At 68.6% G+C, this 26,745-nt stretch carries 22 protein-coding genes; 14 read left to right on the top strand and 8 right to left on the bottom strand.

The window, feature by feature from the left end; translation table 11 throughout:
* Positions 1-115 precede the first annotated feature (115 nt).
* Genes proS through BLR02_RS18635 form a run of 3 tightly spaced genes read left to right on the top strand, consistent with a single transcriptional unit; the run spans position 116 to position 3,367 of the window.
* Positions 116-1,426, top strand: coding sequence for a proline--tRNA ligase (gene proS / locus BLR02_RS18645; RefSeq protein ID WP_090664225.1), 1,311 nt, complete (start codon positions 116-118; stop codon positions 1,424-1,426).
* 8 nt (positions 1,427-1,434) lie between these two features.
* On the top strand, positions 1,435-2,691 hold the full coding sequence (locus BLR02_RS18640) for a lipoprotein-releasing ABC transporter permease subunit (protein ID WP_090566212.1): 1,257 nt from the start codon (positions 1,435-1,437) through the stop codon (positions 2,689-2,691).
* The gene (locus BLR02_RS18635; protein ID WP_090566215.1) at positions 2,684-3,367 is read left to right on the top strand and encodes an ABC transporter ATP-binding protein; all 684 of its coding nucleotides are present in this window, start codon (positions 2,684-2,686) and stop codon (positions 3,365-3,367) included. The genes BLR02_RS18640 and BLR02_RS18635 overlap by 8 nt, the downstream gene beginning before the upstream one ends.
* A gap of 3 nt (positions 3,368-3,370) precedes the next feature.
* On the opposite strand, the gene BLR02_RS18630 is transcribed toward BLR02_RS18635, so the two are convergent.
* The gene (locus BLR02_RS18630; RefSeq protein WP_090566221.1) at positions 3,371-3,775 is read right to left on the bottom strand and encodes a hypothetical protein; all 405 of its coding nucleotides are present in this window, start codon (positions 3,773-3,775) and stop codon (positions 3,371-3,373) included.
* A 79-nt stretch (positions 3,776-3,854) separates the two neighbouring features.
* A complete protein-coding gene (locus BLR02_RS18625) occupies positions 3,855-4,730 on the bottom strand; it encodes a DMT family transporter (RefSeq protein ID WP_143018190.1) in 876 nt (291 codons plus the stop codon).
* 47 nt (positions 4,731-4,777) lie between these two features.
* Here BLR02_RS18625 and dnaE point away from each other — a divergent pair, with 47 nt between their 5' ends.
* The gene (gene dnaE, locus BLR02_RS18620; protein WP_090664224.1) at positions 4,778-8,233 is read left to right on the top strand and encodes a DNA polymerase III subunit alpha; all 3,456 of its coding nucleotides are present in this window, start codon (positions 4,778-4,780) and stop codon (positions 8,231-8,233) included.
* On the opposite strand, the gene ada is transcribed toward dnaE, so the two are convergent.
* Positions 8,230-9,309 carry a bifunctional DNA-binding transcriptional regulator/O6-methylguanine-DNA methyltransferase Ada gene (ada, locus tag BLR02_RS18615; RefSeq protein WP_245704849.1) on the bottom strand — a complete coding sequence of 360 codons (1,080 nt, stop codon included), beginning with the start codon at positions 9,307-9,309 and terminating at the stop codon, positions 8,230-8,232. The two genes, dnaE and ada, sit on opposite strands and share 4 nt — an antisense overlap.
* A 74-nt stretch (positions 9,310-9,383) precedes the next feature.
* Between ada and BLR02_RS18610 the strand changes: the two genes are divergently transcribed.
* Complete coding sequence (locus tag BLR02_RS18610; protein WP_090566229.1) at positions 9,384-9,725, top strand: DOPA 4,5-dioxygenase family protein; 342 nt, start codon at positions 9,384-9,386, stop codon at positions 9,723-9,725.
* A 248-nt stretch (positions 9,726-9,973) separates the two neighbouring features.
* Here the strand turns inward: BLR02_RS18610 and BLR02_RS18605 are convergent, their stop codons facing one another.
* Together BLR02_RS18605 and BLR02_RS18600 are read right to left on the bottom strand one after the other, a co-directional pair.
* Positions 9,974-10,828, bottom strand: coding sequence for a class I SAM-dependent methyltransferase (locus BLR02_RS18605; protein WP_090664223.1), 855 nt, complete (start codon positions 10,826-10,828; stop codon positions 9,974-9,976).
* Between the two features lie 20 nt (positions 10,829-10,848).
* Positions 10,849-12,621 carry an AMP-dependent synthetase/ligase gene (locus BLR02_RS18600; RefSeq protein WP_090664222.1) on the bottom strand — a complete coding sequence of 591 codons (1,773 nt, stop codon included), beginning with the start codon at positions 12,619-12,621 and terminating at the stop codon, positions 10,849-10,851.
* 139 nt (positions 12,622-12,760) lie between these two features.
* Between BLR02_RS18600 and BLR02_RS18595 the strand changes: the two genes are divergently transcribed.
* The 5 genes from BLR02_RS18595 (at position 12,761) to BLR02_RS18575 (ending at position 19,058) form a co-directional block, all read left to right on the top strand.
* Positions 12,761-14,572: a M3 family oligoendopeptidase gene (locus BLR02_RS18595; protein ID WP_090664246.1), complete on the top strand. Its 1,812-nt coding sequence runs from the start codon at positions 12,761-12,763 to the stop codon at positions 14,570-14,572.
* On the top strand, positions 14,565-15,941 hold the full coding sequence (locus tag BLR02_RS18590; RefSeq protein WP_245704848.1) for an ABC1 kinase family protein: 1,377 nt from the start codon (positions 14,565-14,567) through the stop codon (positions 15,939-15,941). Before BLR02_RS18595 ends, BLR02_RS18590 begins: the two co-directional genes overlap by 8 nt.
* Positions 15,942-16,068: 127 nt before the next feature.
* Positions 16,069-17,226, top strand: a complete 1,158-nt coding sequence (locus tag BLR02_RS18585) for a Re/Si-specific NAD(P)(+) transhydrogenase subunit alpha (RefSeq protein WP_090566241.1) — start codon at positions 16,069-16,071, stop codon at positions 17,224-17,226.
* Between the two features lie 13 nt (positions 17,227-17,239).
* Entirely contained in the window at positions 17,240-17,641 is a 402-nt protein-coding gene (locus tag BLR02_RS18580; protein WP_090566245.1) for an NAD(P) transhydrogenase subunit alpha, read from the top strand.
* A 4-nt stretch (positions 17,642-17,645) separates the two neighbouring features.
* A complete protein-coding gene (locus tag BLR02_RS18575; RefSeq protein ID WP_090566248.1) occupies positions 17,646-19,058 on the top strand; it encodes an NAD(P)(+) transhydrogenase (Re/Si-specific) subunit beta in 1,413 nt (470 codons plus the stop codon).
* Positions 19,059-19,109: 51 nt separating this feature from the next.
* Here the strand turns inward: BLR02_RS18575 and BLR02_RS18570 are convergent, their stop codons facing one another.
* Positions 19,110-19,793, bottom strand: a complete 684-nt coding sequence (locus tag BLR02_RS18570) for an isochorismatase family protein (RefSeq protein ID WP_143018189.1) — start codon at positions 19,791-19,793, stop codon at positions 19,110-19,112.
* Between the two features lie 272 nt (positions 19,794-20,065).
* On the opposite strand from BLR02_RS18570, the gene BLR02_RS18565 reads away from it, so the two are divergent.
* Positions 20,066-21,388, top strand: coding sequence for a hypothetical protein (locus BLR02_RS18565; protein WP_218127991.1), 1,323 nt, complete (start codon positions 20,066-20,068; stop codon positions 21,386-21,388).
* Positions 21,389-21,492: 104 nt separating this feature from the next.
* Here BLR02_RS18565 and BLR02_RS18560 read toward each other — a convergent pair whose 3' ends face one another.
* A complete protein-coding gene (locus tag BLR02_RS18560; protein ID WP_090566256.1) occupies positions 21,493-21,708 on the bottom strand; it encodes a hypothetical protein in 216 nt (71 codons plus the stop codon).
* A gap of 156 nt (positions 21,709-21,864) precedes the next feature.
* Here BLR02_RS18560 and BLR02_RS18555 point away from each other — a divergent pair, with 156 nt between their 5' ends.
* The 3 genes from BLR02_RS18555 to BLR02_RS18545 are packed head-to-tail and all read left to right on the top strand — an operon-like array spanning position 21,865 to position 25,253.
* Complete coding sequence (locus tag BLR02_RS18555) at positions 21,865-22,923, top strand: amidohydrolase family protein (protein WP_218127990.1); 1,059 nt, start codon at positions 21,865-21,867, stop codon at positions 22,921-22,923.
* Positions 22,920-24,026 (top strand): amidohydrolase family protein, encoded by a 1,107-nt coding sequence (locus BLR02_RS18550; protein ID WP_090664217.1) that lies wholly within the window; start codon positions 22,920-22,922, stop codon positions 24,024-24,026. The genes BLR02_RS18555 and BLR02_RS18550 overlap by 4 nt, the downstream gene beginning before the upstream one ends.
* A gap of 21 nt (positions 24,027-24,047) precedes the next feature.
* Complete coding sequence (locus BLR02_RS18545; RefSeq protein WP_090664216.1) at positions 24,048-25,253, top strand: CaiB/BaiF CoA transferase family protein; 1,206 nt, start codon at positions 24,048-24,050, stop codon at positions 25,251-25,253.
* 69 nt (positions 25,254-25,322) lie between these two features.
* On the opposite strand, the gene BLR02_RS18540 is transcribed toward BLR02_RS18545, so the two are convergent.
* Positions 25,323-26,702 (bottom strand): aspartate aminotransferase family protein, encoded by a 1,380-nt coding sequence (locus tag BLR02_RS18540; RefSeq protein WP_245704847.1) that lies wholly within the window; start codon positions 26,700-26,702, stop codon positions 25,323-25,325.
* Positions 26,703-26,745 lie beyond the last annotated feature (43 nt).

Raw genomic sequence — 26,745 nt, 5'->3', positions numbered from 1 at the left:
CGTATTGCACCGCAGCATCGAAAGAAAATTGCTGTTAAATCTGCAAATCCGGACCACTGGCGGATCGGGCGCCACGCCACTAGTCTCCGCCGCCCGAACACCCCAGGAGCCAGCCTTGCGCCTGTCCCGCGCCTTCCTGCCGACCCTCAAGGAAACCCCAGCCGATGCGCAGATTGCCTCGCACCGGCTGATGCTGCGCGCGGGCATGGTCCGGCAGACCAGCGCCGGCATCTATGCTTGGCTGCCGCTCGGCTGGCGGGTGCTGCAGAAGGTGGAGCAGATCGTCCGGGAGGAGCAGGACCGCGCCGGCGCCCAGGAGATCCTGATGCCGACGATCCAGACGGCCGATCTCTGGCGCCAGTCGGGCCGCTACGACGCCTACGGGCCCGAGATGCTGCGCCTCAAGGACCGGCACGACCGGGACATGCTGTATGGCCCGACCAATGAGGAGATGGTGACGGAGATCTTCCGCACCTACGCCAGGAGCTATCGCGACCTGCCGCGCAACCTCTACCATATCCAGTGGAAATTCCGGGATGAGGTGCGCCCCCGCTTCGGCGTCATGCGCAGCCGCGAATTCCTGATGAAGGATGCCTACAGCTTCGACCTCGATTATGCCGGGGCGCAGAAGAGCTACCGGCAGATGTTCGTCGCCTACCTTCGGACCTTCGCCCGGATGGGGCTGAAAGCCATTCCCATGCAGGCCGATACGGGCCCCATTGGCGGCAATCTCAGCCATGAATTCCTGATCCTGGCCGAGACCGGGGAGAGCCAGGTCTATCTCCACCGCGATCTGCTGGATTTCGACGTGCTCGGCCAGGCGCCGGACTACGAGGGGGATCTCTCGCCCATCGTCGACTTCTGGACCAGCCGCTACGCCGCCACCGACGAGAAGCATGACGAGGCGGCCTGGAACGCCATCCCGGCCGAGCGCCAGGTCTCGGCACGCGGCATCGAGATCGGCCACATCTTCTATTTCGGTACGAAGTACAGCGCCGCGATGGGGCTGCAGGTGCAGGGTGCCGACGGCAAGCCGGTGACGCCCGAGATGGGCAGCTACGGCATCGGCGTCTCCCGCCTCGTCGGCGCCATCATCGAGGCCAGCCATGACGAGGCCGGCATCATCTGGCCGGATGCGGTGGCGCCCTTCCGCCTCGCCGTGCTGAACCTGAAGCAGGGCGATGCGGCAACCGATGCGCTGTGCGACCGGCTTTACGCCGCCTTCGACGGCGATGCCGTCTATGACGACCGGCCGGAGCGGGCCGGGGTGAAATTCGCCGATGCCGACCTCATGGGCTATCCCTGGCAGGCCATCATCGGCCCACGTGGGGCGGCCGCCGGCAAGGTGGAGCTGAAGCGCCGGGCCACGGGCGAAAGGCTGGAACTGTCGCTCGAGGATGCCATCGCCCGCATCAAGGGCGCCTGATCCTCGTCATGTTCGATGCCTTCGAGCGCGCCGTCGCCTTCCGCTATTTGCGCGCCCGGAAGGGCGAGCGTTTCGTATCCGTCATCGCCATCTTCTCGCTGGTCGGGATCGCCCTGGGCGTCGCCACGCTGATCATCGTGATGAGCGTGATGAACGGCTTCCGGCAGGAGCTGCTGGGCCGCATTCTCGGCCTCAACGGCCATATGGGTGTCTACTCGGCCGATGGCGGGCCGCTGCGCGACTATGACCCGCTGGCCGCGGCCATCGGCCGCGTGCCCGGCGTCACCGCGGCGACGCCCGTTGTCGAAGGACAGGTTCTGCTGACCAGCGAACAGGGCGGCGCCTCGGGCGGCCTCGCCCGGGGCATCGCGCCGGACGACCTGCGGGCGAAGGCGATCATCGCCGGCAATCTCCGCCGCGGCTCGCTGGCGGAGTTCGGCGGCGAGGACAGCATCGTCATCGGCACCGGCCTTGCCTCCAAGCTGCGCATCGGCGTCGGCGACCGGGTGACGCTGGTCTCGCCTCAGGGCCGCACCACCGTGCTCGGCACCTTGCCGCGGGTCCGCGCCTACCGGGTGGTGGCCCTCTTCAATATCGGCATGAACGAGTACGACACCAGCTTCGTCTACCTGCCCATGGCAGCGGCGCAGCTCTTCTTCCAGACCGGCGATGCGGCGACGCAGATCGAGGTCTTCGTCGAGGATCCGACACGGGTGCGCCCGATCAACCTCGAGATCCGCCGCGCCCTCGGCCAGCAGCAGCCGATCCGCATCGTTGACTGGCAGGACGCCAACAGCAGCTTCTTCAACGCGGTGCAGGTGGAGCGGAACGTGATGTTCCTCATCCTCACCCTCATCATCATCGTCGCCGCCTTCAACATCGTCAGCTCGCTGATCATGCTGGTGAAGGACAAGGGGCGGGACATCGCCATCCTTCGCACCATGGGCGCGACGCGCGGCGCCATCATGCGAATCTTCCTGCTGTGCGGCGCATCGGTCGGGGTGATCGGCACGCTGATCGGCTTTGGCCTGGGCCTCGCCTTCTGCCTCAACATCGAGAGCATCCGCCAGGCGCTGCAGGCCCTGACAGGGACCGAGCTGTTCAGCCCCGAGGTCTATTTCCTCTCGCAACTCCCGGCCGTGGTCGATCCGCATGAGGTGGTGCAGGTGGTGCTGATGGGCCTCGGCCTGTCGCTGCTGGCGACGCTCTACCCCAGTTGGCGCGCCGCGCGGCTCGACCCGGTGGAGGCCCTGCGCAATGAGTGACGCTCCGCCGCTCCGCCTGGAGAGCGTCGCCCGCCGCTTCCGGACCGAGGCAGGCGAGTTGACCGTGCTGACCGGGGCCGAGCTGACGCTATCGGCCGGCGAAATCGTCGCTCTCGTCGCCCCGTCCGGGACCGGCAAGTCGACCTTGCTGCATCTGGCCGGGCTGCTGGAGCGGCCCGATGCCGGCGAGGTATTCGTCGCCGGCCGCGCCGCCGGGACGCTCTCGGATGACGCACGCACCGCCATCCGTCGCACCGCCATCGGCTTCGTCTACCAGTTCCACCACCTGCTGCCCGAATTCACGGCGGAGGAGAATGTGGTGCTGCCGCAGATGGCGAATGCCACGCCTCGTCCGGCTGCCGAGGCACGGGCCCGGCAGTTGCTCGGCAGCTTCGGGTTGGAAGGGCGGGGGCACCATCGCCCCGGCCGGCTCTCAGGCGGCGAGCAGCAGCGTGTCGCCATCGCCCGGGCCCTGGCCAATGCGCCGCGCATCCTTCTGGCCGACGAGCCAACCGGCAATCTTGATGTCGGCACCTCGGACCTCGTCTTCGAGGAGTTGCTTTCCGCCGTGCGCGGCCAGGGCGTCGCCGCCCTCATCGCCACCCACAACCCGGCCCTCGCGGCGCGGATGGACCGGGTGGTGACGTTGCGGGACGGGCGGGTGGTGCCGGGCTGAGGCCTACTCCGCCACGACCATCCGCGCGGCTGGCTGCCTTGCCAGGACGAGCGGCAGCAGCCGTAGCAGGAAGAGCAACGTGCTGGCGAAGAAGACAAGCGCTGCGCCGATCGCAAGCCCCGGCGCCTCATGCTCGATCGAGAGATAGATGCCGGCCGGGAAGGCGACGGCGGAGCCGGCCGAGAGGAAGAATTGCAGAGGTGCCAGCAACCGGCTCTCGGCCAGTTGCGGCCAGGCGCGGTAGCTCAGCCCCATCAGCGCCAGCGTCGTCCAGCCGACCAGGTTGAGATGCGCATGCACCGGCGCCAAGTGAAAGTCATGCGCGATGCCCATGGCGATGCCAAGGCTGGTGCCGACGACCAGGCAAAGCGCCGCGGCGATGAGGAAAAGGGCGGGCAGTCGAGACATGGAATCCTCCGGGTCTTTGTCGGCGGCGGTGTGACACCGGAATGTCGCCGGAGCATTGCAGCCACGGGCCGCAATTGTCTCATCTGTCACGGCGCCACAGCGCACCGCAGAGCATCCCGGCCACCACGGTCACCATTCCGGCGACCTGCATCGCGCTGACATGCTCGCCGAGCAGCAGCCAGGCCCAGAGCACGCCGAGTGCCGGCACGAGCGGCGGCAGCAGGGCTGCACGAGCCGGCCCCATCGCCACCACCGCGCGGCTATAGAGGATGATGGCGAGGCCACCGGCGATCAGCCCCTGGTAGATTGCCTGCCCCAGCGCCTCCGCCGGATGCGCGACCACCCCGCCGATGCCGAAGATCAGAAGATGCACCGGTACCCAGGCCAGGGAGAAGGCACCGATGATGGCCGCCGCGCGCAGCCCGCTGACCTGCCAGCGCCGCATCAGCACGCCATAGAGCGCCCAGTTGAAGCCGCTCATCAGCACCAGAAGGTCGCCGATCCAGGCTTGCCTGCCGCCTTCGCCGAGTCCGGCCCATCCGATCAGCAGCAGCCCCACCACGATCACCGGCAGGCCGATGCGCACGCCTGTCTCCGGAGGGGTCCGCAACAGCCACCAGGCAAGGAGGGGCGCGAAGACCATCGTCCCGCCGGGGTTGAGGATGGAGGCATGCACGGCGGGCGCAAAGCGGAGCGCCGCCGCCGTCAGCAGGAAATAGGGCGCCCCGGCAAGGGCGGCGAGCACCGCCGCCCGACCCAAGGACAGGCCGCCCAGCCCGATTCGCACCAGCAGCGCGAGGAAAAGCGGCCCCGCCACGCCATAGCGGATCAGCACCAGGTCCGGCACCGAAAGCCCAACGGCCAGCGCATGGCCGGTGGCCGCGAAATTGGCGCTGAACAGGAACATCGCGAGGACGCCGGCGGCGACCACGGCACGGCTGGGCTGGTCCGGCATCGCGCGCAGCATGCAGGCCACGGGGGTGGCGTGCTAGTCTCCCCGGCATGAGCGCAGACCCCAACGCCGGTTTCGTCCATCTTCACGTCCATTCCAGCTACTCGCTCTCCGAAGGCGCCATCAAGGCGGAGAAGCTGGCGAGCCTCGCCAAGGAGGCCGGTATGCCGGCCGTGGCGCTCACCGATTCGGCCAATCTCTTCGGCGCGCTGGAATTCGCGCAGAGCTGCCAGGGCAAGGGCATCCAGCCCATCATGGGCTGCCAGCTCTGGCTATCGCGCACCGCATCCGACCCGCGCCCCGAGGCGGAGCGGATGCCGCCGGATCCGATCGTCGCGCTGGCGATGAATGCGCGGGGCTACGACAACCTCCAGCGCCTGTCCTCGCGCTCCTTCCTCGGCTCGGATGCCTCCGGCCGGCCCTGCCTCTCCTATGCGACCCTGGAGGAGCATGCCGAGGGCATCTTCCTGCTGACCGGCGGCACGCTCGGCCCGGTCAGCCGGCTGCTGGCGGAAGGGCGGCGGGACGTCGCCGAGGAGTTCCTGCGCCGCCTCGCCGCCACCTTCCCGGACCGGTTGGCGGTGGAGCTGCACCGGCACGGTCTGGAGGTCGAGAAGGCGATCGAGCCGGCCCTGCTGGCGCTGGCCGACGAGATGGCGCTGCCCATTGTCGCCGCCAATGACGTCTACTTCGCCGTTCCCGCGATGCATGAGGCGCATGACGCCCTGCTCTGCATCGCTGAAAGCCGGGTACTGGCCGAGAAGGAACGCCGCCGCGTCACGCCGGAGCACTGGTTCAAGCCGCCGGCCGCCATGCGCGCTCTCTTCGCCGACCTGCCGGATGCCTGCGACAACACGATCGCCATCGCCCGCCGCTGCGCGGTGATGGCGGAGACCAAGAAGCCGGAGCTGCCGATCTGCCCCAAGGTGCAGCCCGGCATGACCGAGGCCGAGACGGTGCGCGACATGGCCCGCCGCGGCCTCGCCGCCCGGCTGGACGTGGCGGGCATCGAGGCCGACAAGCGCGAGGTCTATGACACGCGCCTGGACTACGAGCTCGGCGTCATCGAGAGCATGGGCTTCGCCGGCTACTTCCTGATCGTCGCTGATTTCATCCAATGGGCGAAGGCGCAGACGCCGCCCATCCCGGTCGGGCCAGGCCGCGGCTCGGGCGCCGGCTCGGTCGCTGCCTGGGCGCTGCAGATCACCGATCTCGACCCGCTGCGCTTCGGCCTGCTTTTCGAGCGCTTCCTCAACCCCGAGCGTGTCTCGATGCCGGATTTCGACATCGACTTCTGCCAGGACCGGCGCGACGAGGTCATCGCCTATGTCCGCCGCGAGTATGGCGAGGACCGGGTGGCGCAGATCATCACCTTCGGCAAGCTGCAGGCCAAGGCGGCGGTGCGCGATGTGGGCCGCGTGCTCGGCATGCCCTATGGGCAGGTGGACCGCATCGCCTCGCTCATCCCCTTCAACCCGGCGAAGCCGGTGACGCTCGCCCAGGCCATCGAGGGCGAGCCGCGCCTGCAGCAGATGCGTGACGCCGATGAGCAGGTGGCGCGGCTGCTCGAGATCGCCAACCAGCTGGAGGGCCTCTACCGCAACGCCTCGACGCATGCCGCCGGCGTCGTCATCGGCCGCAAGCCGCTGATCGACATCGTCCCGCTCTACCGCGATCCGCGCAGCGACATGCTCATCACCCAGTACTCGATGAAGTATGTCGAGCAAGCGAGCCTGGTGAAGTTCGACTTCCTCGGCCTGAAGACGCTGACGGTCATCGAGCAGGCGCTGGAGATCCTGAAGGGGCAGGGGGTCGAGGTCGACATCAACGCCATCCCGCTCGACGATGCCAAGACCTTCGAGATGCTGCGGAAGGGCGATGCCGCCGGGGTGTTCCAGTTCGAAGGCCAGGGCATGCGGGACTGCCTGCGGCAGATGAAGGTCGACCGCTTCGAGGACCTGGTCGCCGCCGTCTCGCTCTACCGCCCGGGCCCCATGGCGAACATCCCCGCCTATTGCCAGCGCAAGCATGGCGAGCCCTGGGAGAGCCCGCATCCGAAGATCCACCCCATCCTGGCGGAGACCTTCGGCATCATGGTCTACCAGGAACAGGTGATGCAGATCAGCCAGGAGCTCGCGGGCTATTCGCTCGGCGGCGCCGACCTGCTGCGCCGCGCCATGGGCAAGAAGATCGCCAAGGAGATGGAGCAGCAGCGCGCCATCTTCACCGAGGGCGCGGTGAGGAACGGCATCGAGCCGGCCAAGGCGACCGAGATCTTCGACATGATGGCGAAGTTCGCCGAGTACGGCTTCAACAAGTCGCATGCGGCTGCCTACGCGCTGGTTAGCTACCAGACCGCCTGGCTGAAGGCGAATCACACCGTCGCCTTCCTCGCCGCCTCGATGACGCTCGACCTCGACAAGACCGACAAGCTGGCCGGGCATATGCAGGAATGCTCGCGCCTCGGCATCCCCGTGCTGCCGCCCGACATCAACCGCTCCGGCGCCTTCTTCCTCGTCGAGGCGCAGGAGGGCGGCAAGCAGGCCATCCGCTTCGCGCTCGCCGCGGTGAAGCGGGTCGGCGCCGCGGCCATGCAGGCGCTGGTCGCCGCGCGCGATGCCGCGGGGCCCTTTGCCTCGGTCGCTGATTTCGCCCACCGGGTCGATCCGAAGCTGCTCAACAAGATGCAGATCGAGAACCTGGCCAAGGCTGGCGCCTTCGACCGGCTGGAAGGCAACCGCGCCAGGCTGGTCGCCGGGGCCGAGGTGGTGCTGCGCGCCGCCCAGGAAGCCGCCGAACGCCGCGAGGACCCGACGGCCGACATGTTCGGCAGCACCGGTGGCCCAGTGCCGCTGCGGCTGAAGGACATCCCCGACTGGCCGCAGCTCGAGAAGCTGGCCTATGAGGCGGAGGCCGTGGGCTTCCACCTCTCCGCCCATCCGCTCGACACCTACAAGGATGTGCTGAAGCGCCTCGGCGTCACGCCCTTCCTCGCCATTGCCGATCGCGCCAAGGGCGGCTCGGCCAAGCTGACGCTGGCCGGCACCGTCGTCGCCACCAAGGAGCGGCCGACCCGCACCGGCAGCCGCATGTGCTGGCTGACACTGTCCGACCAGACCGGCAGCTTCGAGGTGACGCTGTTCAGCGAGGTGCTGAACCGTGTCCGCGACCTGCTGACCGAGGGCAATGCCCTGCTGGTGAAGGCCGAGGCGCGGCTGGAGAACGATGCGTTGCGCCTCACCGCGAGCGAGGTCGAGGGGCTGGAGAAGGCGAGCCAGGGCGTCGGCCAGGGCATCCGCCTCTGGCTCGAGGGCCCCGCCGCGGTCGATCCGATCCGCACGCTGCTGGAGCGGGAGGGCAGGGGTCGCGGCCGGGTCGTGGTCGTGGCCCGGACGGGGGAGGGGCAGGAAGTTGAGCTCGCCCTGCCTGGTAAATTCAATGTCTCGCCCCGCCTGATGCAGGCGATGAAGGTGCTGCCGGGCGTCGCCGAGGTGGAGGCGGTCTAGCTTTTCGCCCCCGCCCGCTCCTTCGCCAGCAGCGCCCGCTTGCGCGGCACGCCCCAGCGATAGCCTGTAAGGTCGCCATTGGCGCCGACCACGCGGTGGCAGGGCACCGCCAGCGAGACGTGGTTCTGTGCGCAGGCCCGCGCCACCGCCCGGACCGCGCTGGGCGCGCCGATCGCCACGGCCATCTGCCCATAGGTCCGCGTCTCGCCGAAGGGGATGGCCTGCAGCGCTTCCCAGACCCGGCGCTGGAAGGCGGTGCCGCGCAGGTCGAGCGGCAGGGCAAGGGCGGCCTTGGGTTCCTCCAGGAATTCCACAACCTGCCGCACCGTCCCGGCCAGCGCCTCGGGCGCCGGCTCGATCCGCGCCTTGGGGAAGCGCTGCCGGACATCGCCTTCCAGCGCGTCGAAATCCTCGGCGAAGCCGATGAAGCAGACGCCGTTCTCGGTCGCGCCGACCATGAGCGGGCCGAGGACGCTCGTCGCCCTGGCGATGCGAATGGTCTCGCCCGCCCCGCCGCGTCGAGCGGCACCCGGTGTCATGCCGAGCACGCGGCCGGGCGCGCCATAGACCCGGCTTTCGCTGCCATACCCTGCGCCGGCCACTGCCTCCGCCACCCGATCCCCCGCAGCCAGCGAGGCCTGCAGCCGCCGGGCCCGGACGGAGGCTGCGTAGGAGTGCGGCGTCACCCCGGTGCTTTCCTTGAACAGCCGCAGGAAATGGTGCCGGGCGTAGCCGGCGCGGTCGGCAAGGGTCGCGAGGGAGGGTGTCCCCTCGCTCGCCTCGATCAGATCGCATGCGGCGCGGATGGCGGCGGCATGGATCGCAGCCCGCTCGCCCTTCGGGTCGCAACGCTTGCAGGCGCGGAAGCCCTCTGCCTCCGCCGCCGGCGCATCGGCATAGAACCGGACATTGCGGCGGAGCGGCGGGCGGGAGGGGCAGCCGGGGCGGCAATAGACCCTCTGGGTGGTGACGGCATAGAGGAAGCTGCCGCATTCCGGCTCCGGATCACGGGCCAGCAGGGCTTCCCAGCGCAGGGCATCCTGGTCGAGCATCGGTCGGGCCTCGTCGGTAAGCATGGTGCGATGATGGCGATGCGCTCCGGCAGCGGCCATCCGGGCATTGCCCCGGCATCGGCGAGAGGAAGGCAGAGATGACCGAGGCCATCACCGGCTGGCATGCCCATATCTACTACGATCCCGCCTCGACCCGCAGCATGGCCGCGGCGCTGCGCGAGGCGATCGGCGCCCGCTTTCCGGACGCCCTGCTCGGCCGCTGGCACGACGTGCCGGTCGGGCCGCATCCCTGTGCGATGTATCAGGTCGCCTTCCCGCCATCGCTCTTCCCGTCGCTTGTGCCTTTCCTGGCGCTTCACCGGGCTGGGCTGGTCGTGCTGGTGCATCCGGAAACCGGCCGGGCCCGGGCAGACCATGCGGAGCATGCGTTATGGATGGGCCAGGTCCTGCCGCTCAGGCTCGACGTGCTGCCGGTTTGAGGCGACGAATGCGCTTGCGGGTCTGGGTTGCATGCTGTTCAGCGCACATTTTCGTGACATCTGACGAACTGTAGGCCGCAACGTATACGAACTGCCTTTGGGCGGGCCGTATTCCCGGCAGGCCCAAGGGGAGGACATCCCATGGCGCGTAAGCTGGTCGCCGAATTTCCCGAGGCGATGACGGCGGAGCCCGAGGCGCTCGCGCCCATGCCGGCGCGCCAGCCGCGCTGAGGCAGGCGGCGCTGGGTTCAGGCCCGTGCCGTCACCAGCCAGATCGCCGCTGGCATCACGACGCCGCCGGCGCCCTGATGGGCGCGGAAGAAGGTGGTGATGCCGGCGCGCACCGCCTCGCGCCGGCTCTCCGGCGCCTCATGCAGCGCACGGCTCACCTGGCCGACCGTCATGGCGAAATCCGCCGCCTCCGCCGCATCGGCGCCAAGCCGCAGCAGCGGGTCCTCGGCGGTCAGCCGCACCTCCTGGAGGCCGGCGCCGTACAGGATGCGCTCCACCCGTGCCGGGTCGGCGAAGGCGAACTGGCCGGGCTCCTCCGGGCCAGGGGGCGGCGGGGAAGGGATGAGGTCGCGCACGGCGGCCGCCGCGCCGGTCGTCCAATGGTTCTCGGCCGCGCTGCGGAAAGCGGCCAGCACCACCCGCGCGCCGGGCTTCAGCGCCGAGCGGATCTGCGCGAAGGCCGCCACTGGGTCGAGGAAGAACATCACGCCGAAGCGGGAGACCAGCAGATCGAAGCTCGCAGGCGGGAAGGGGTAGGTGGCGGCATCCGCCAGCACCACCTCGGCCTGCGAGAGCCCGGCCGCAGCGATGCGCCGGGCCGCCACCGCGACCGATTCCTCGGCGATGTCGACACCGAGCACCCGGCCCGTCGGGCCCACCTGTCCAGCCAATGCCAGCACCGAGGTTCCGCTGCCGCAGCCGATATCGAGCACCCGCTCCCCTGCCTGCGGTGCAGCGTGGTCCAGCAGCAGGTCGAGGATGGGCGCGAAGCGTGTGTCGATCCTGTCATGCAGCCGGGCCCAGGCCCGGGTCATCGGCCCATTCCAATAGGCGGCCTGCGGCGCATTGGGGCCTTCGGCTTCGGCTGGCATCGGCCGTTCTCCTCGATCAGCTATTTGTACAGGCCGTTGATCTCATCCTTGTAGTGCTCGAGCACGGCGCGGCGCTTCACCTTCATGGTGGGCGTCAGCATCCCGTTCTCGACAGAGAAGGGGGTGGGCGTCGGAGCCCAGCGGCGGATGCGCTCGATGCTGGACAGGCGGGCATTCACCCGGGCGATGGCCGGGCCGATCCCTGCCTCCTGGCCCTCAGCGGGGACGACGAGCGCCACAACGCCGGGCTGTCCCTCGCCGGCGACCACAGCCTGGGCGATCTCCGGCTCTGCCATCAGCAGCGATTCGAGCTTGGCGGGGCTCACCATGTCGCCGCCGAGGGTCTTGATGAAATCCCGCTTGCGGTCCGTGATGGTGATTCGGCCGTGCTCGATGCGCGCCATGTCGCCGGTATGCAGCCAGGGCGCGTCATCCGGTGCGGCCCCGGCGGCTGGATGGATGGCGGCTGCGGTCGCCTCCGGATTCCGCCAGTAGCCGTCCATCACCAGCGGGCCGCGCACCAGCAATTCCCCATCCTCGGCCAGCCGCGCCTCGACGCCGGGCAGCGGATAGCCGACGGTGTGGCGGACATTGTCCCAAGGCGGGTTCACCGCGATCACCGGCCCCGCCTCGGTCTGGCCGTAACCCTGGATCAGCGGCAGGCCGAGACCGATGAAGAAGCCGGAGAGGTCCGGATCGAGCCGTGCCCCGCCACAGACCATGGCCTGGAGCTGGCCACCGAAACGCGCCCGGACCTTGCTTCGCACCAGCCGGTCCAGCACCGCATCCTGCACCCGCTCCAGCAGCGAGAGCGGCGGCCCATCCGCCCGCTTCAGGCCGAGCTCCAGGGCCTTGCGGAACAGCCGCTGGCGGAAGGGCGTCTCCTTCTCGAGCTGGGCGACCATGCGGCTCCGCAATACCTCGAAGAGCCGGGGGACGGCGGTGATGATGCTCGGGCGGAATTCCTGGAATTCGGCCGAGAGCCGGTCGGCGCCACGGGAATACACCACCTCCACCCCGAGCGAGGGCAGCAGGAAGACGCCGACCGTATGCTCGTAGCTGTGCGAGAGCGGCAGGAAGGACAGATAGACCGTGCCATCCAGGTGCAGCCGCTCCGCCAGGGCGGCGACGCCGTCGCGGTTCGCCAGCATGGCGCGGTGCGGCAGCATCACCCCACGCGGCGTGCCGCCGGTGCCGGAGGTATAGATGAGGCAGGCGAGGCGGCCGGGCGGGATCTGCTCCACCTCGGCCATCAGCAATGGGAGATCTCCCGGCTCGCCGGTTACTTCCGCCCAATGCGCGACGCGGGGCGCGGCCTCCTCCGGCGGCGGGGCGTCGAGGCCGATCAGCAGATCGAGCCCCTCCGGCGCCGCCCGCGCCAGGCGCGCGGCCAGCACGGCGGTGGAGGCGATGGCGATCCTCGCCCCGGAATCCCGCAGGATATGCGCGTGGTCCACATCCGTGTTGGTGGTGTAGGTCGGGACGGTGACGGCGCCGATCGCCATCAGCGCCACATCGGCGACGTTGAATTCCGGCCGGCTCTCGCTGACGAGCAGGACCCGGTCGCCCGGCATGACGCCGGCGCGGCGGAGCCAGGCAGCAGCGCTGGCGACGGCAAGGGCGAATTCGCCCCAGCTCATCCGCTGCCAGCCACCCTGCCGCCAATGGCGGACCATGGGCCGGTCGGGCCGGCGGCGGGCGATGTCGAGCAACATCCATGGCAGGCTGCCCCAGGGCGTGCCCCCCTTGCTGCCAGTGAAGGCGCCTCCCTGGCTGGGACCGACATCCGGCATTCCGCGCTTCCCCCGTGCTTGATGGCTTGGCCCTGCCCGCACGCGCCATATATGCAAAGCCGTGACCCGAGCCGAGCCCCAATCGAACCCGCCCCAGGCCGCCGCGGATACCGCCGCGGCCGCATCCTCCCTCCCGGTCCTGCATGGGCTGGTAGCCTCGCCGCTGGATGCCGGTGGCGAGCCGGGCCCGCCGCTACCGGTCTGGGACCTGTCCGACCTCTATGCGTCGCCCGACGATCCGAAGCTCACGGCCGACCTCGATCGTGCCGAGGCCGAGGGGAAGGCCTTCGCCAGCCGCCTTGCCGGGCGGCTTGGCGGCCTCTCCGGGGATGCCCTGGCCGAGGCGATCGCCGAGTATGAACGGATCGAGGAGGTCCTGGGCCGGGCGATGAGCTTCGGCCAGCTGATCTTCGCCGGCGATGCGACCGACCCGGCCAATGGCCGCTTCTACCAGACGCTGCAGGAGCGGGTGACGACGATCAGCAGCCATCTGCTGTTCTTCACCCTGGAGCTGAACCGGCTGGAGGATGCCGAGATCGAGCGCAAGCTCGCTGGCAGCCCCGCACTTGCCCGTTGGCAGCCCTGGCTGCGCGACCTTCGCGTCTTCCGTCCGCATCAGCTCTCGGACGAGCTCGAGAAGCTGCTGCATGAGAAGGAGGTCACCGGCCGCTCGGCCTGGAATCGGCTGTTCGATGAGACCATCGCCAATATGCAGGTGAAGGTAGGCGAGGAGGAGCTGACCGTGTCCGCCGCCCTCAACCGCCTGTCGGACCGCGATCGTGCGGTGCGGGCGGCGGCGGCGGAGGGGGTCTCGGCTGCCTTCGGCAGCCAGGTCCGGCTCTTCTCGCTGGTCACCAATACCCTCGCCAAGGACAAGGAGATCATCGACAACTGGCGCCGTTACCCGCGCCCGGGCTCCTCCCGCAACCGGGCCAACATGGTCGAGGATGAGGTGGTGGACGCGCTGGTGACGGCGGTACGGGACAACTTCCCGCGCCTCTCGCACCGGTATTACAGCATGAAGGCGAAGTGGCTCGGCCTGCCGAAGCTGCAGCATTGGGACCGCAACGCCCCGCTGCCGGAGGAGCAGGACCGCAGCATCGCCTGGCCGGATGCGGTGCGGACCGTGCTCGACAGCTACCGTGCCTTCAGCCCGGAGCTGGCCGATATCGGTGGCCGCTTCTTCGACAAGCCCTGGATCGACGCTGCGCTCCGCCCCGGCAAGGCGAGCGGCGCCTTCGCCCATCCGACCGTGCCGAGTGCGCACCCCTATCTGCTGCTCAACTATCACGGCAAGTCGCGCGACGTGATGACGCTGGCGCATGAGCTGGGCCATGGCGTCCATCAGATCCTCGCCGGGGCGCAGGGCTACCTGCTCTCGGGCACGCCGCTGACACTGGCCGAGACCGCCTCCGTCTTCGGCGAGATGCTGACCTTCCGCGGGTTGCTGGATGCCGAGCAGGACCCGAAGCGCCGGCGGCTGATGCTGGCCGGCAAGGTCGAGGATATGTTGAACACGGTGGTGCGGCAGATCGCCTTCTACCGCTTCGAGACGCTGCTGCATGAGGAGCGCCGCAAGGGCGAGCTCTCCGCCGAACGCATCGCCGAGCTCTGGATGCAGGTGCAGCGCGAGAGCCTCGGCCCTGCCTTCGAATTCACCGAGGATTACGGCGTCTACTGGGCCTATATCCCGCACTTCATCCATTCGCCCTTTTATGTCTATGCCTATGCCTTCGGGGATTGCCTGGTGAACGCCCTCTACGGCGTCTACCGCGACGGGGCAGTGCCCGACTTCGAGCGCAAGTATCTCGACCTGCTGCGCGCCGGCGGCACGCTGCGGCACAAGGAATTGCTGGCGCCCTTCGGCCTCGATGCTTCCGACCCGGCTTTCTGGCAGCGCGGCCTCGACGTGATCGCCGGCTTTATCGATGAATTGGAACGTGATGTCTGAGCGCAGCCCCGACAGCACCATCTTCGGCGAACTGCGCCGGATGGCGCGAACCTCCGGCGCCGTCGGAGGCATCGCCGCCCGCGTGGCCGGCGAGCGCTTCTTTGGGGTGAAAACCGACAAGGCAGCGCATGCGGAGGATCTGAAGGCCATCCTTGGCGGGCTGAAGGGTCCGCTGATGAAGGTGGCGCAATTCCTCTCCACCGTGCCCGACGCCCTGCCGGAAGCTTATGCGCAGGAGCTGGCTACCCTGCAGTCCAATGCTCCGCCCATGGGCTGGCCTTTCGTGCGCCGGCGCATGGGCTCCGAGCTCGGGCCAGGCTGGGAGAGCCGCTTCACCAGCTTCGGCCGTGAGGCCGCCGCCGCCGCCAGCCTTGGGCAGGTGCATCGTGCGACCCTGCCGGATGGCCGGGAGGTGGCCTGCAAGCTGCAGTACCCCGACATGCCAAGCGTGGTGGAGGCCGATCTCCGTCAGCTCAAGCTGGCCGTCAGCCTCTATCGGCGGATGGACAGCGCCCTCGACAATGGCGAGGTCTATCAGGAGATGTGCGACCGGCTGCGCGAGGAGCTCGACTACCTCCGCGAGGCCTCGCAGATGCGCCTCTACGGCATCATGATGCGCGACACGCCGGATGTCTCGATCCCGACGCCGGTCGAGGGCCTCTGCACCAAGCGGCTGCTGACGATGAGCTGGCTCGATGGTCGCGCCATCATCAAGCGGCTCGAGGAGGACCCGCCGCTGGAGGAGCGGAATGCCTATGCCAAGGCCCTGTTCCGCGCCTGGTACAAGCCCTTCTACCAGTACGGCGTCATCCATGGGGACCCGCATCTCGGCAACTACCAGGTCCGGCCGGACCGCGAGGGCATCAACCTCCTCGATTTCGGAACCATCCGCGTCTTCCCGCCAAGCTTCGTCGGCGGCGTGATCCTGCTCTACGAGGCGGTGCGCGACGGCGACGACGAGAAAGCCGCCGAGGCCTACCGCATCTGGGGCTTCCGCAACCTCTCCAAGGAGACGATGGAGGTGCTGAGCCTCTGGGCGAAGTTCCTCTACGAGCCCTTGGTGCAGGACCGGGTGCGGCCGATCCAGGAGGTCGATGACATGTCCTATGGCCGCAAGATGGCGGCCAAGGTGCATGAGGGGCTGAAGCGCACCGGTGGCGTGCGCATCCCGCGCGAATTCCCGCTCATGGATCGCGCCGCGATCGGCCTCGGCAGCGTCTTCCTGCGGCTCCGCGCCCAGATCAACTGGCACCAGATGTTCATGGAGCTGGCGCAGGACTTCTCCGAGGCCGCATTGACCGAGCGTCAGGCCGAGGGTCTGCGGGAGGCGGGGGTCCCGCCACCAATGGCGAACGTCCCACCGGGCTAGGCCGGGGGGCGCCTAATCTCTGGGCTGGTGGCTGGATCTGCCCAAAACCATGGCCACGGCTTGGAGATTCTGTCTTGCCTCCCCTGGCGCGGATGCGCATGTTCCGCGCCCGAAGGGGGATACCCGCATGCGACTTGCAGTGCTCAAGGAACGCCGTCCGGCCGAAACCCGGGTCGCCGCCACGCCGGAGACGGTGAAGAAATTCATCGCCCTCGGCCTGACCGTCGCGGTCGAGGCTGGGGCCGGGCTCAGCGCCGGCATCCCGGATGCGGAGTATGCCGCCGCCGGTGCCGAACTCGCCCCGGATGCGGCCAGCGCGCTGCATGGCGCCGGCATCGTGTTGAAGGTGCGTGCGCCGCTCGGCACCGGTGAGGGTGCTGTCGACGAGCTCTCCTTGATTGCCCGCGGAACCCTGCTGCTGGGCCAGCTCCAGGCGACGCCGGAGATGGCGGCGACCTATGCCCAACTCGGCCTCGAGGCCGGGGCGATGGAACTGCTGCCACGCATCACCCGGGCGCAGAGCATGGATATCCTCTCCTCCCAGGCCAATCTCGCCGGCTATCGCGCCGTCATCGAGGCTGCAGCGGCCTTCGACCGAGGCTTCCCGATGCTGATGACGGCGGCCGGCACCATCCCGGCCGCCAATGTCTTCATCATGGGCGCGGGCGTCGCCGGATTGCAGGCGATCGCCACGGCACGCCGCCTCGGCGGCCGCGTCTCGGCGACCGATGTGCGGCCAGCTGCCAAGGAGGAGATCAAGTCCCTCGGCGCCAGCTTCGTCGGCTATGAGGACGAGGAGAGCAAGGCGGCCCAGACGGCAGGCGGCTACGCCAAGCAACTCTCGGCCAATTTCTACGCCAAGCAGGCCGAGGTGGTGGCAACCCATATCGCCAAGCAGGACATCGTCATCACCACCGCCCTGGTGCAGGGCCGCAAGGCGCCGACGCTGGTGACGGCCGAGATGGTCCGCAGCATGAAGCCGGGCAGCATCATCGTCGACATCGCCTCCGATGCCGGCGGCAACGTGGCGCTGACCAAGCCCGGCGAGGTGGTGACCACCGAGAATGGCGTGACCATCCTTGGCCATTCCAACTGGCCCGGCCGCATCCCGGCCGCGGCCTCCGCCCTCTATGCCCGGAACCTGCTGACCTTCCTGACGACCTTCTGGGACAAGGAAGCCAAAGCGCCGAAGCTGCCGGAGAGCGATGAGATCGTGAAAGGCGTGCTGCTGACCCGTGGCGGCGCCGTGATCCACCCAAGCCTCGCCCCCGCCCAGGCCGCCTGAGGAGACCAGAGCGATGAATCCCACTGACCTGGCCAACCAGGCCAGCGCCACGGCGCAGCGCGCCCTGGAACTGGCCCAGCAGGCTCGCGCCATGGCCGAGACCCATGTCGCGCCCGTGGCCGCGGCGGCCGATCCCTTCCTCTTCCTGCTGACGATCTTCCTGCTGGCCTGCTTCGTTGGTTATTACGTTGTGTGGAACGTGACGCCGGCGCTGCACAGCCCGCTGATGGGCGTCACCAATGCCATCTCCTCGGTGATCGTCGTCGGCGCCATCCTGGCGACCGGGCTCGGTGAGAGCCTGGCGGCGCAGGTCTTCGGCTTCCTGGCTGCCGCGCTGGCCGCGGTGAATATCTTCGGCGGCTTCATCGTGACGCGCCGGATGCTGGCCATGTTCCAGTCGAAGAAGAAGGGCTGAGACCGTGGCCGCAACCCTCTCGACGTTCGCCTATCTCGTCGCCGCCGTCCTCTTCATCCTCGCGCTGCGTGGCCTGTCCCACCCGACCACTTCACGGCAGGGCAACCTGTTCGGCATGGTCGGCATGGGCATCGCCATCGTGGCGACCCTGCTGCGCCCGGGGATGGGCGGGGGCGGGATCGGGCTGATCATCCTGGCGCTGGCCATCGGTGGCGGCGCCGGCGCCTATATCGCCTCCCGCATCCAGATGACGGCGCTGCCGCAGCTTGTTGCCGCCTTCCACTCGCTGGTCGGCCTATCGGCGGTCTTCGTCGCGGCAGCCGCCTTCTACGCGCCGGAGAGCTTCGGCATCGGCCATGCCGGTGAGATCCATGGCGGCTCGCTGGTCGAGATGTCGCTCGGCCTCGCCATCGGTGCCATCACCTTCTCCGGCTCGGTCATCGCCTTCGCCAAGCTGCAGGCGCTGATGTCCGGCGCGCCGATCACCTTCAAGGGTCAGCACTGGCTGAACCTCGGCCTCGGCATCCTGCTGGTGGTGCTGATCATCGGCTTCGTTGCCTCGGGCAGCGCGGCGCTGTTCTGGCTGATCGCCATCCTCGCCTTCGCGCTTGGCTTCCTGCTGATCATCCCGATCGGCGGCGCCGACATGCCGGTCGTCGTCTCGATGCTGAACAGCTATTCCGGTTGGGCAGCGGCGGGCATCGGCTTCACGCTTAGCAACCTCCTGCTGATCGTGACCGGCGCGCTGGTCGGCGCCTCGGGTGCCATCCTCTCCTACATCATGTGTAAGGGCATGAACCGCAGCATCATCAACGTGCTGCTGGGCGGCTTCGGCACGGATGCGGGCGGTGCGGCGGCCGGTGGCGGTGCAACGGGTGACCGGGCGCCGGTGAAGGCCGGCAGCCCGGAGGACGCTGCCTACATCATGAGGAATGCCCAGAAGATCATCGTCGTGCCCGGCTATGGCATGGCGGTGGCGCAGGCCCAGCAGGTGCTGCGGGAGATGGGCGATCTGCTCAAGAAGGAAGGCGCGCAGGTGGAATACGCCATCCACCCGGTTGCGGGCCGTATGCCCGGGCATATGAACGTGCTGCTGGCCGAGGCGAACGTTCCTTATGAGGACGTGAAAGAGCTGGAAGAGATCAACCCGGAATTCGCCGATGCGGATGTGGCCTTCGTCATCGGCGCCAATGACGTGACCAACCCGGCGGCGAAGACCGACAAGTCCAGCCCGATCTACGGCATGCCGATCCTCGATGTGGAGCGGGCGAAGACCGTCTTCTTCATCAAGCGCGGCATGGCAAGTGGCTATGCCGGGGTCGACAATGAGTTGTTCTTCCGCCCAAACACCATGATGCTGTTCGGCGATGCCAAGAAGGTCACGCAGGAGATCGTGCAGGCTCTCCAGCGCGACTGATCTTGTTGACCTAGATGAAAGGCCGGGGAGAGGTTGATCTCCCCGGCTTTTCTATTGGTTGTTGCGCAGGGCAGCCCTGACTTCGGCCCCGGTGCTCAGCCACCCGAAGAATTTCTCGACGTTGAACTCCGTGGCTTCCTGTGCCCCGGGCCCTGCCGCCATGGTCGCGTCCGTGATCATGACCGGAAAGAATTCCCGGTGATAGGCGTCCCGGATGGTGCTCTCGACGCAGACATTGGTGGCGACGCCGGCGACGAGCAGCGTCCTGATCCGCCGGGAAGCCAGGATCTGCTCGAGCCCTGTGCCAGCGAAGCCGCTGTAGCGCGACTTCGGCACGACGAGATCGCCCGGCTCCGGCGTCAGCGGATCGACGATCGCATGGTCCCAGGTGCCGTGGGTGATGAGCTTCCCCGCATAGGCCTCGTTCGCCCGCATGAATTTCAGCGCATTGGACTTGTGCCAAACAGGCGCCGAAGGGCCGCCAACCTCCCGCTGATCGGGCGAGAAGCCGTTCTGCAAGTAGATCACCGGGATGCCGGCAGCCCGGCAGGCGGCGACCACCTGCGCCGTTTCCTCGATGACGGGCGGGGAACCACTGACATCGAATCCCACAAGGTTGATGTAGCCGCCAGGCGAGAGATAGGCGTTCTGCATGTCAACGACGATCAGCGCCGTCTCCTCGGGCACGACCCTGATGGGCTCCGGTCGGGCTGCGAGTTGGACGGTCCGGGACATGGAACAACTCCTCGAATGGGGATTGCTCAGGCCTAGCATATACCGTGCCACAGTAAGACACATCACGTTGCTGTTTTTCAACAAAGTGGGAAATGACTCGGTCCGGTTGCGGGACTACCTGGGAAATCGCCACCTTCCAGAGCGCACTGATGATGCTGAACGCATTGCAACAGCCAAACCCTCCAACGGTTTCGTTGGCGCTCAAGGATATCATGCCGGAGGGTACGGTCAGCCAGACCTGTCCGCCCTGGGCCATCGGGCTAGCTGCCCTGTTGCTGATCTGGCCAGCGCTCTGGAACGGCTATCCGCTGGTCTTTGCGGATACCGGCACCTATCTTGGCCAGGCGCTGATAGGCTATGCCGGTTGGGACCGGCCACCCTTTTACAGCCTTTTCATTCATGGGCTGCATTGGCGGCTCTCGCTCTGGCCGGTGGTGATCGGTCAGGGGCTGATCATGGCGCACCTCCTGCATTTGGTGCTGCGGGTGCAGCGGCAGCCCGGCCCGGTGCCATTGGTGGTGACCTCCGCGGCCCTGGCAATGCTGAGCGGCCTGCCCTTCGTCACTACGCAGATCATGCCGGACCTCTTCACCGGCGTCGTGGTGCTCTGCATCTGGCTGCTGGCCTTCCAGTGGGGGGCCTTGTCCCGGCGTGAGAGAATCTATCTGCTGCTGCTCTCGAGCCTGGCCGTCGTCGTGCATCAAAGTCATGTGCCGCTGGCGATTGGCCTGGCTGGCTTGGCGACACTGCTGATCGGCCTGCGCCGCGGGCCGGTGCCGGCGCTGCGGGGCCTTGGCCGCATGCTGGCGCCCACGGCGCTGGCGGTCATGGCGCTGATCGCCATCAACGGCGTGGCGCATCGGGCGCTGTCGATCTCGCCATTCGGCTCCGTCTTCCTGGCCACCCGGCTGATCTTCGACGATACGGGCCGCGCCTATCTCGACCGCCACTGCCCGGATATCGGCTACAGGATCTGCGCTGTGCGGGACCAAATCGGGACCGGAACCGAGCATAACCTCTTCCTCTGGACCCTGACCGGCCCGCTCTATACCGAGCTTGGCGGGCCGAAGGCCTGGGCGCCCGAGGCCAAGGCCATCGTCCGTGGCGTCCTGGCCGAGAATCCGGGTGGCGTCCTGCTTGACGCGATGCGGAACACGCTGCACCAGCTGGTCACCATGGCGAGCGGCGACGGGCTGGAGCCTTGGCGCAGCCAGCCGGGGCCGGAGCCGATTATCGCCCGCTACTTCCCGAGCGAACACGAGGCCTATCTCGCCTCCCGCCAACAGATGGGCGAGCTCTATGCCTTCGTCCACGGGTTGACGCCACTGCACCTCGCCATCTTCTGCCTCGGCTTGGTGGCGATCGGCCTGCGCCGCCGCTGGTCCCTGTCGGAGCTGGGCCTCGTCGCCCTCCTGCTGGCAGCGCTGATCGGCAATGCGGCGATCACCGGTGGACTTTCGGGCCCGGCCGACCGTTACCAGGCACGGCTGCTCTGGCTCAGCCTCTTCGTCGCCATGATCGTGCTGCTTCCCAGGCTGCGGGCGGCGACGGGGCAGGGGGGCAGTAAATTGGCCGGGGCTGGCGGCACCGGCTGACCGGGGACACCCGCCATCCACCGGGATGGCGGTGCCGAGGCCAAGTATGGCCCGGGCTTCGCATCGCGGCTACGCGGTGCGGAGCAACGAGGATAGCGAGAGGGTCAGTCCTCGATGGCATCGGGGAGGCCGAGGGCCCCATGGCGGCGAAGCCCGGCGAGGCCCATGCCGAAGGCCAGGGAGGCGATCAGCGCCAGCGCCATGCCGATCTCGGCCGGCAGCATCAGGGCTGCGAGGCCAAGCGGCCCAAGGATCATCAGCAGGCGGCGAGGCGCCTCGGGGCCGGAGGTTGGCAGGGTCGCCTCAATGAGTGTCGGCATGGTCGGGTCACCGTTCCTGAGCGCCAATCGCGCCGGGCGAGACATGCCGCAATGTGGTTAACCAGCTCTTTCAGGTCCCGATACGGCGGTTGACCGACAGCGAGGCCGAGGTCCAGCATCATCGGAAAGCCCGAGGCAATGGGCGGGAGGATGGGCATGGGAGGGGCCATCGATGTCGACCTGCACCCGGCACTACCGGGCTGCCGCGCCTTGCTGCCCTATCTCGAGCCCTTCTGGCGGGAGGTGATCGCCAGCCGTGGCATCGACGAGCTGGACTTCGCCCTCTACCCGCGTGGCGCACCACTGACCGCACGGGCGGATTGGCGCCATGGGGACGGCCTCGCCGGGGCCACGGTGGAGGCGGTGCGGCGCGAGGCGCTCGAGCCTTTCGGAACCAGCATCGGCATCTGCAACCCGCTTTTCGGCGCCCCGGCCCTGCACAATGCCGATCTCGCCGCGGTCCTCTGCCGGGCCGCCAATGACTGGATGGCGGCTGAGTGGTTGGACAATGAGCCTCGGCTTCGCGCCGGCATCCTGGTGCCGGTCGAGGATCCGGTGCTGGCGGTCGAGGAGATCGAGCGCCGTGCGGCGGACCCACGCTTCGTCCATGTGCTGCTGTTCGGCGGGGCGGAGACGCTGCTTGGCCGGCGGGTGAACTGGCCGATCCTGGCCGCCGCCGAGCGGCACGGCCTGCCCATCGCGCTTCATGCCGGCAACGCCAATCGGCATGCACCGACGGCCAATGGCTGGCCGACCTACCTGATCGAGGACCACACGACCTTCGCCCAGACCTTCCAGAGCCAGTTGCTCAGCCTGATCGCCGAGGGCGCCTTCACCAAATACCCGGGCCTGAAAGTCGTGCTGCTGGAGAGCGGATTCGGCTGGGTGCCGAACTTCCTGTGGCGCAGCGTGAAGATGTGGCGGGCGATGCGGCAGGAGATCCCCTGGGTCGACCGGTCGCCGGCCCGGATACTGCGCGAGAGCATCCGCATCTCCATCCAGCCCGGCGACGCGCCCGAGGATCCGGTCGGGATGGAGGCGCTGCTCGAGATGATCGACTGCGACGAGCTTCTCCTTTTCGCCACCGACTACCCCCATGCCCGTTTCGAGGGCGAGGCGGCGCTGCCACCCGGTCTGCCGAGCCGGTTGCACGGACGGGTGCTGCGGGACAACGCGCTGGCGATCTATCCACGGCTGGAGGAGGCGAGCCCATGAGCACGACCACGCAGCCCCGGCCCGAGGCGCCGTCCGGGTCCCGCCTCCGCCTCGTCGATGGCGACATCCATCCGGCGCCGCGCGACCTGGCGGTGCTCGATCGCTGGTTGCCGGACCGGTGGCGCCGCCACCGGCAGGAATACGGTGTCCGCCTGCGCCAGCCCTTCGCCACCACGCATCCCTATCCAAAGGCGACGCCGGCGCTGTCGCGCTACGATTCCTGGCCACCGGGCGGCGGGCCGCCCGGCTCCGACCTTGATTTCATGCGGAGCCAGCATCTCGACCCGCTCGATATCGAATACGGCATGCTGCAGCCGTTGGCGGCGCGCGGCATGGACGAGCGCAATCCCGGCTTCGCGGCCGCGCTGAGCAGCGCCGTCAATGACTGGATGCGCGAGGACTGGACCTCGCGGGAGCCTCGGCTGAAGGCCACCATCGCCATCCCCGGCGAGGATGCCGCCGCCTCGGTGCGGGAGATCGAGCGCTGGGCCGGCCAACCCGATTTCGTCCAGATCGCCATGGTGAGCCGTGCGCTCGAGCCGCTCGGCCGCCAGCGCTACTGGCCCATCTACGAGGCTGCCGAGCATCATGGCCTGCCGCTCGGCCTGCACAGCCTCGGCACCAGCGGCCACAGCGTGACGGGCGGCGGCTGGCCGAGCTTCTATTTCGAGGAACACCAGGCGGTCGCCATGAGCATGGCGGCGCTCTGCGCCAGCTTCATCCTCGAAGGCGTGTTCGACCGTTTCCCGCGGCTCAAGGTCGTGATCATCGAGGGTGGTTTCGGCTGGGTGCCCTCGCTGGGCTGGCGGATGGATGGCCTGTGGCGGAGCCTCCGGTCGGAGGTGCCGCATCTGCGCCGCAAGCCATCCGAGTATCTGAAATCCCATCTCTGGTTCACCACCCAGCCGGTCGAGGAGCCGGAGCGCCCGGAGCATCTGCGCCAGGTCATTGATTGGATCGGCTGGGACCGGCTGCTCTTCGCCACCGATTATCCGCATTGGGACAGCGATGACCCACGCTACGCCTTCAAGCTGCAGATGAGCGAGGCGGAGCGCCGGATGATCCTGGCCGACAATGCCCGTGCGGTGTACCGCTTGGGCTGAAGCAAGGAAGGACCTGGCGGCATGCCCGGACCACTCGCGGGCATCCGCGTTCTCGATCTCACCACCGTCCTGGTCGGTCCCTATTGCACCCAGCTCCTGGCCGAGATGGGCGCCGAGGTCACTAAGGTGGAGGCGCCGGAGGGCGACATGGTGCGCCTCATCGGCCCCGGCCGCAGCCCCGGCATGGGGGGCATGTTCCTCACCATCAACCGCGGCAAGCGCAGCATCGCGCTCGACCTGAAGCGGCCGGAGGCCCGGGGCGTGCTGCTGCGGCTGGCCGAGGCGGCCGATGTGCTGGTGACCAATATCCGCCCGGCGGCGATGGCGCGGCTCGGCCTCGACTACCCGGCGCTGCGGGCGGTGAATCCGCGCCTGGTCTATGCCGCCGTGCTCGGCTACGGCCAGGGCGGCCCCTATGCGCCGCGCCCGGCCTATGACGACCTGATGCAGGGCGCCTCCGGCATTGCCCATCTGCAGGCCCGCACCGGCGACGGCACGCCGCGCTACGCGCCGCTCGCCATGGCGGACCGGATCACCGGCCTCGCCGCGGTCGGGGTGATCAATGCGGCGCTCGTCCACCGCGAGCGGGCCGGCGAGGGGCAGCTTGTCGAGGTGCCGATGTTCGAGACGATGCTGAACTTCGTCCTCGGCGACCATCTAGGCGGCAAGACCTTCGATCCGCCCCTCGATGCCGGTGGCTACGGACGGCTGCTCTCGCCCGACCGCCGCCCCTATCGCACGCGCGACGGCCATGTCTGCACGATGATCTACAACGACCGCCAGTGGCGCGCCTTCTGCGCTGCGGTCGGCTGGCCCGACCTGGTCTCGACCGACCCGCGCTTCGCCAGCCATGCGACGCGCACGCGGCATATCGACGAGGTGCTGGCCATGCTCGCGGAGGAATTCCGCAAGCGCAGCACCGCCGAATGGATGGACCTCCTGACCACTGCCGATCTGCCGGTGATGCCGGTCCATACGCTCGACAGCATCTTCGAGGACCCACATCTGCTGGCCACCGGCTTCTTCGGGCGCGAGGAGCATCCGAGCGAAGGCCCCATTACCCGCATGGCCGTGCCATTCACCTTCTCCGCCAGCCCGACCGGTGACCGCGCCCCGGCACCGCGCCTCGGCGAGCACAGCGCGACCATCCTGTGTGAGGCCGGCTATTCCGAGCCGGAGATCGCGGCGCTGCTGGAGAGCGGGGCCATTCGCGCCAACGCCGGGTAGCTCAATCGCCGACCCGGCCCATTGTCACCATCGCGAAGGCGCCGTCCCGGAGAGTGCGGCTGCAGGCGCTCAAGGCCGCAACTCGCCTTCCTCCTTCAGCATCCGCAAGGCGCGGCGCCAGCCATCGGCCGCCTCCGCGATCTCTGCCTCGCCATGCGTTGCCGAGAGGATCACGCCACGTGGCCCCTTCGGGTCCAGCCCACTCACCACCAGCGACAGGTAGAGCTTCGCAAGCATCGTCTTGCGCGGATCCGTCTTGAAGACACCGACCGGCTGGGTATTGGCGTCCCAGGCTTCGGGGTCGATCGCCAGCCCATCGGGGTTGGTGAAGAAATGCAGCACCGAATGCTCGCCATAGACTGACCAGGGGATGCCCTCCTCGGCCAGCACGCGGTTGAAGGCGGCGCGCAGCGCGGTGGCGGCGGCGGTGGCGCGGGCGCAGGCATCGCCGTCGCGGATCTGGGTCAGCGCCTCGATGCCTGCGGCCGCGGAGACGGGGTTGGCATTGTAGGTGCCCTGGTGCTTGATCTTCTCCCGGCCCTTGGCGGCGGAGACGTCGAAGTCGATCCAGTCGAGGATCTCCTTCCGCCCGGCGACCGCGCCGCCCGGCAGCCCGCCGGCGACGACCTTCGCCAGCGTGCAGAGGTCGGGCGTGACGCCGAGCGCCTGCTGCGCCCCGCCGGGCGAGACGCGGAAGCCGGTGACGACCTCGTCGAAGATCAGCACGGCGCCATGGGCGGTGACCGTATTGCGCAGGCCGCGCAGGAAGGCGGCGCCGGTCGGGATCATGCCGGTGGAGGCGCCGGTCGGCTCCAGGATCACCGCAGCGATGTCCGGGTCGCCCTCGAAGGCACGCGTCACCGCCTCGAGGTCGTTCGGCGGCACCAGCACCACCTCGGCGGCGAGTTCCGGGAGCACGCCGGGGGAGGGGGTGCCATCGAAATGATTGTCGACGCCGAAGGCCATGTGGTCGTGCCAGCCATGGAAATGCCGCTGGAAGCGGATCACCTTCCGCCGCCCGGTGAAGGCGCGGGCGAGGCGCAGCGCCATATGCGTCGCCTCGGTGCCGGAGGAGGTGAAGCGCACCCGTTCCGCACAGGGCACCATCTGCGTGACCAGCCGGCTCCAGCCCAGCTCCAGCGCATGGCAGGCGCCGAAATGCGTCCCGAGGCCGAGCTGCCGCTGCGCCGCCTCGGTCACCGCCGGATTGCAATGGCCGAGCAGCAGCGCGCCATGGCCGCCGTAGAAGTCGATCAGCCCGTTGCCGTCCATGTCCCATTTCCGTGGTCCGGCGGCGCGGGCGACATAGACCGGGTAGGGGTCGGTATAGCGGCTGTCATGGGCGATGCCGCTCGGCAGATGCGCCGAGGCCTCGGCATGCAGCGCGGCGGAACGTGGGGTCTTCGCCATATAGGCGGCGACGATGGGGGAGTTGGTTGGGGTCAGCATGGGCAGCGTCCCGCTCTGGCGCGGTGCAGCATCAGTCCTCCGC

The sequence above is a fragment of the Belnapia rosea genome, assembly GCF_900101615.1.
Classification (GTDB): Bacteria; Pseudomonadota; Alphaproteobacteria; order Acetobacterales; family Acetobacteraceae; genus Belnapia; species Belnapia rosea.
Note: the sequence above shows the minus strand (reverse complement) of the source record. Positions and strands in the feature narration are given on the sequence as shown.

What these genes read in the sequence shown, in the direction of transcription:
- BLR02_RS18570 (WP_143018189.1), bottom strand. Translation starts at nt 19,793, where the DNA reads ATGTCCCGGACCGTCCAACTCGCAGCCCGACCGGAGCCCATCAGGGTC.
- BLR02_RS18555 (WP_218127990.1), top strand. Translation starts at nt 21,865, where the DNA reads ATGGGAGGGGCCATCGATGTCGACCTGCACCCGGCACTACCGGGCTGC.
- BLR02_RS18560 (WP_090566256.1), bottom strand. Translation starts at nt 21,708, where the DNA reads ATGCCGACACTCATTGAGGCGACCCTGCCAACCTCCGGCCCCGAGGCG.
- BLR02_RS18630 (WP_090566221.1), bottom strand. Translation starts at nt 3,775, where the DNA reads ATGTCTCGACTGCCCGCCCTTTTCCTCATCGCCGCGGCGCTTTGCCTG.
- BLR02_RS18545 (WP_090664216.1), top strand. Translation starts at nt 24,048, where the DNA reads ATGCCCGGACCACTCGCGGGCATCCGCGTTCTCGATCTCACCACCGTC.
- BLR02_RS18540 (WP_245704847.1), bottom strand. Translation starts at nt 26,702, where the DNA reads ATGCTGACCCCAACCAACTCCCCCATCGTCGCCGCCTATATGGCGAAG.
- BLR02_RS18590 (WP_245704848.1), top strand. Translation starts at nt 14,565, where the DNA reads ATGTCTGAGCGCAGCCCCGACAGCACCATCTTCGGCGAACTGCGCCGG.
- BLR02_RS18580 (WP_090566245.1), top strand. Translation starts at nt 17,240, where the DNA reads ATGAATCCCACTGACCTGGCCAACCAGGCCAGCGCCACGGCGCAGCGC.
- BLR02_RS18550 (WP_090664217.1), top strand. Translation starts at nt 22,920, where the DNA reads ATGAGCACGACCACGCAGCCCCGGCCCGAGGCGCCGTCCGGGTCCCGC.
- BLR02_RS18605 (WP_090664223.1), bottom strand. Translation starts at nt 10,828, where the DNA reads ATGCCAGCCGAAGCCGAAGGCCCCAATGCGCCGCAGGCCGCCTATTGG.
- ada (WP_245704849.1), bottom strand. Translation starts at nt 9,309, where the DNA reads ATGCTTACCGACGAGGCCCGACCGATGCTCGACCAGGATGCCCTGCGC.
- BLR02_RS18585 (WP_090566241.1), top strand. Translation starts at nt 16,069, where the DNA reads ATGCGACTTGCAGTGCTCAAGGAACGCCGTCCGGCCGAAACCCGGGTC.
- BLR02_RS18640 (WP_090566212.1), top strand. Translation starts at nt 1,435, where the DNA reads ATGTTCGATGCCTTCGAGCGCGCCGTCGCCTTCCGCTATTTGCGCGCC.
- BLR02_RS18610 (WP_090566229.1), top strand. Translation starts at nt 9,384, where the DNA reads ATGACCGAGGCCATCACCGGCTGGCATGCCCATATCTACTACGATCCC.
- BLR02_RS18600 (WP_090664222.1), bottom strand. Translation starts at nt 12,621, where the DNA reads ATGCCGGATGTCGGTCCCAGCCAGGGAGGCGCCTTCACTGGCAGCAAG.
- dnaE (WP_090664224.1), top strand. Translation starts at nt 4,778, where the DNA reads ATGAGCGCAGACCCCAACGCCGGTTTCGTCCATCTTCACGTCCATTCC.
- BLR02_RS18635 (WP_090566215.1), top strand. Translation starts at nt 2,684, where the DNA reads ATGAGTGACGCTCCGCCGCTCCGCCTGGAGAGCGTCGCCCGCCGCTTC.
- BLR02_RS18625 (WP_143018190.1), bottom strand. Translation starts at nt 4,730, where the DNA reads ATGCCGGACCAGCCCAGCCGTGCCGTGGTCGCCGCCGGCGTCCTCGCG.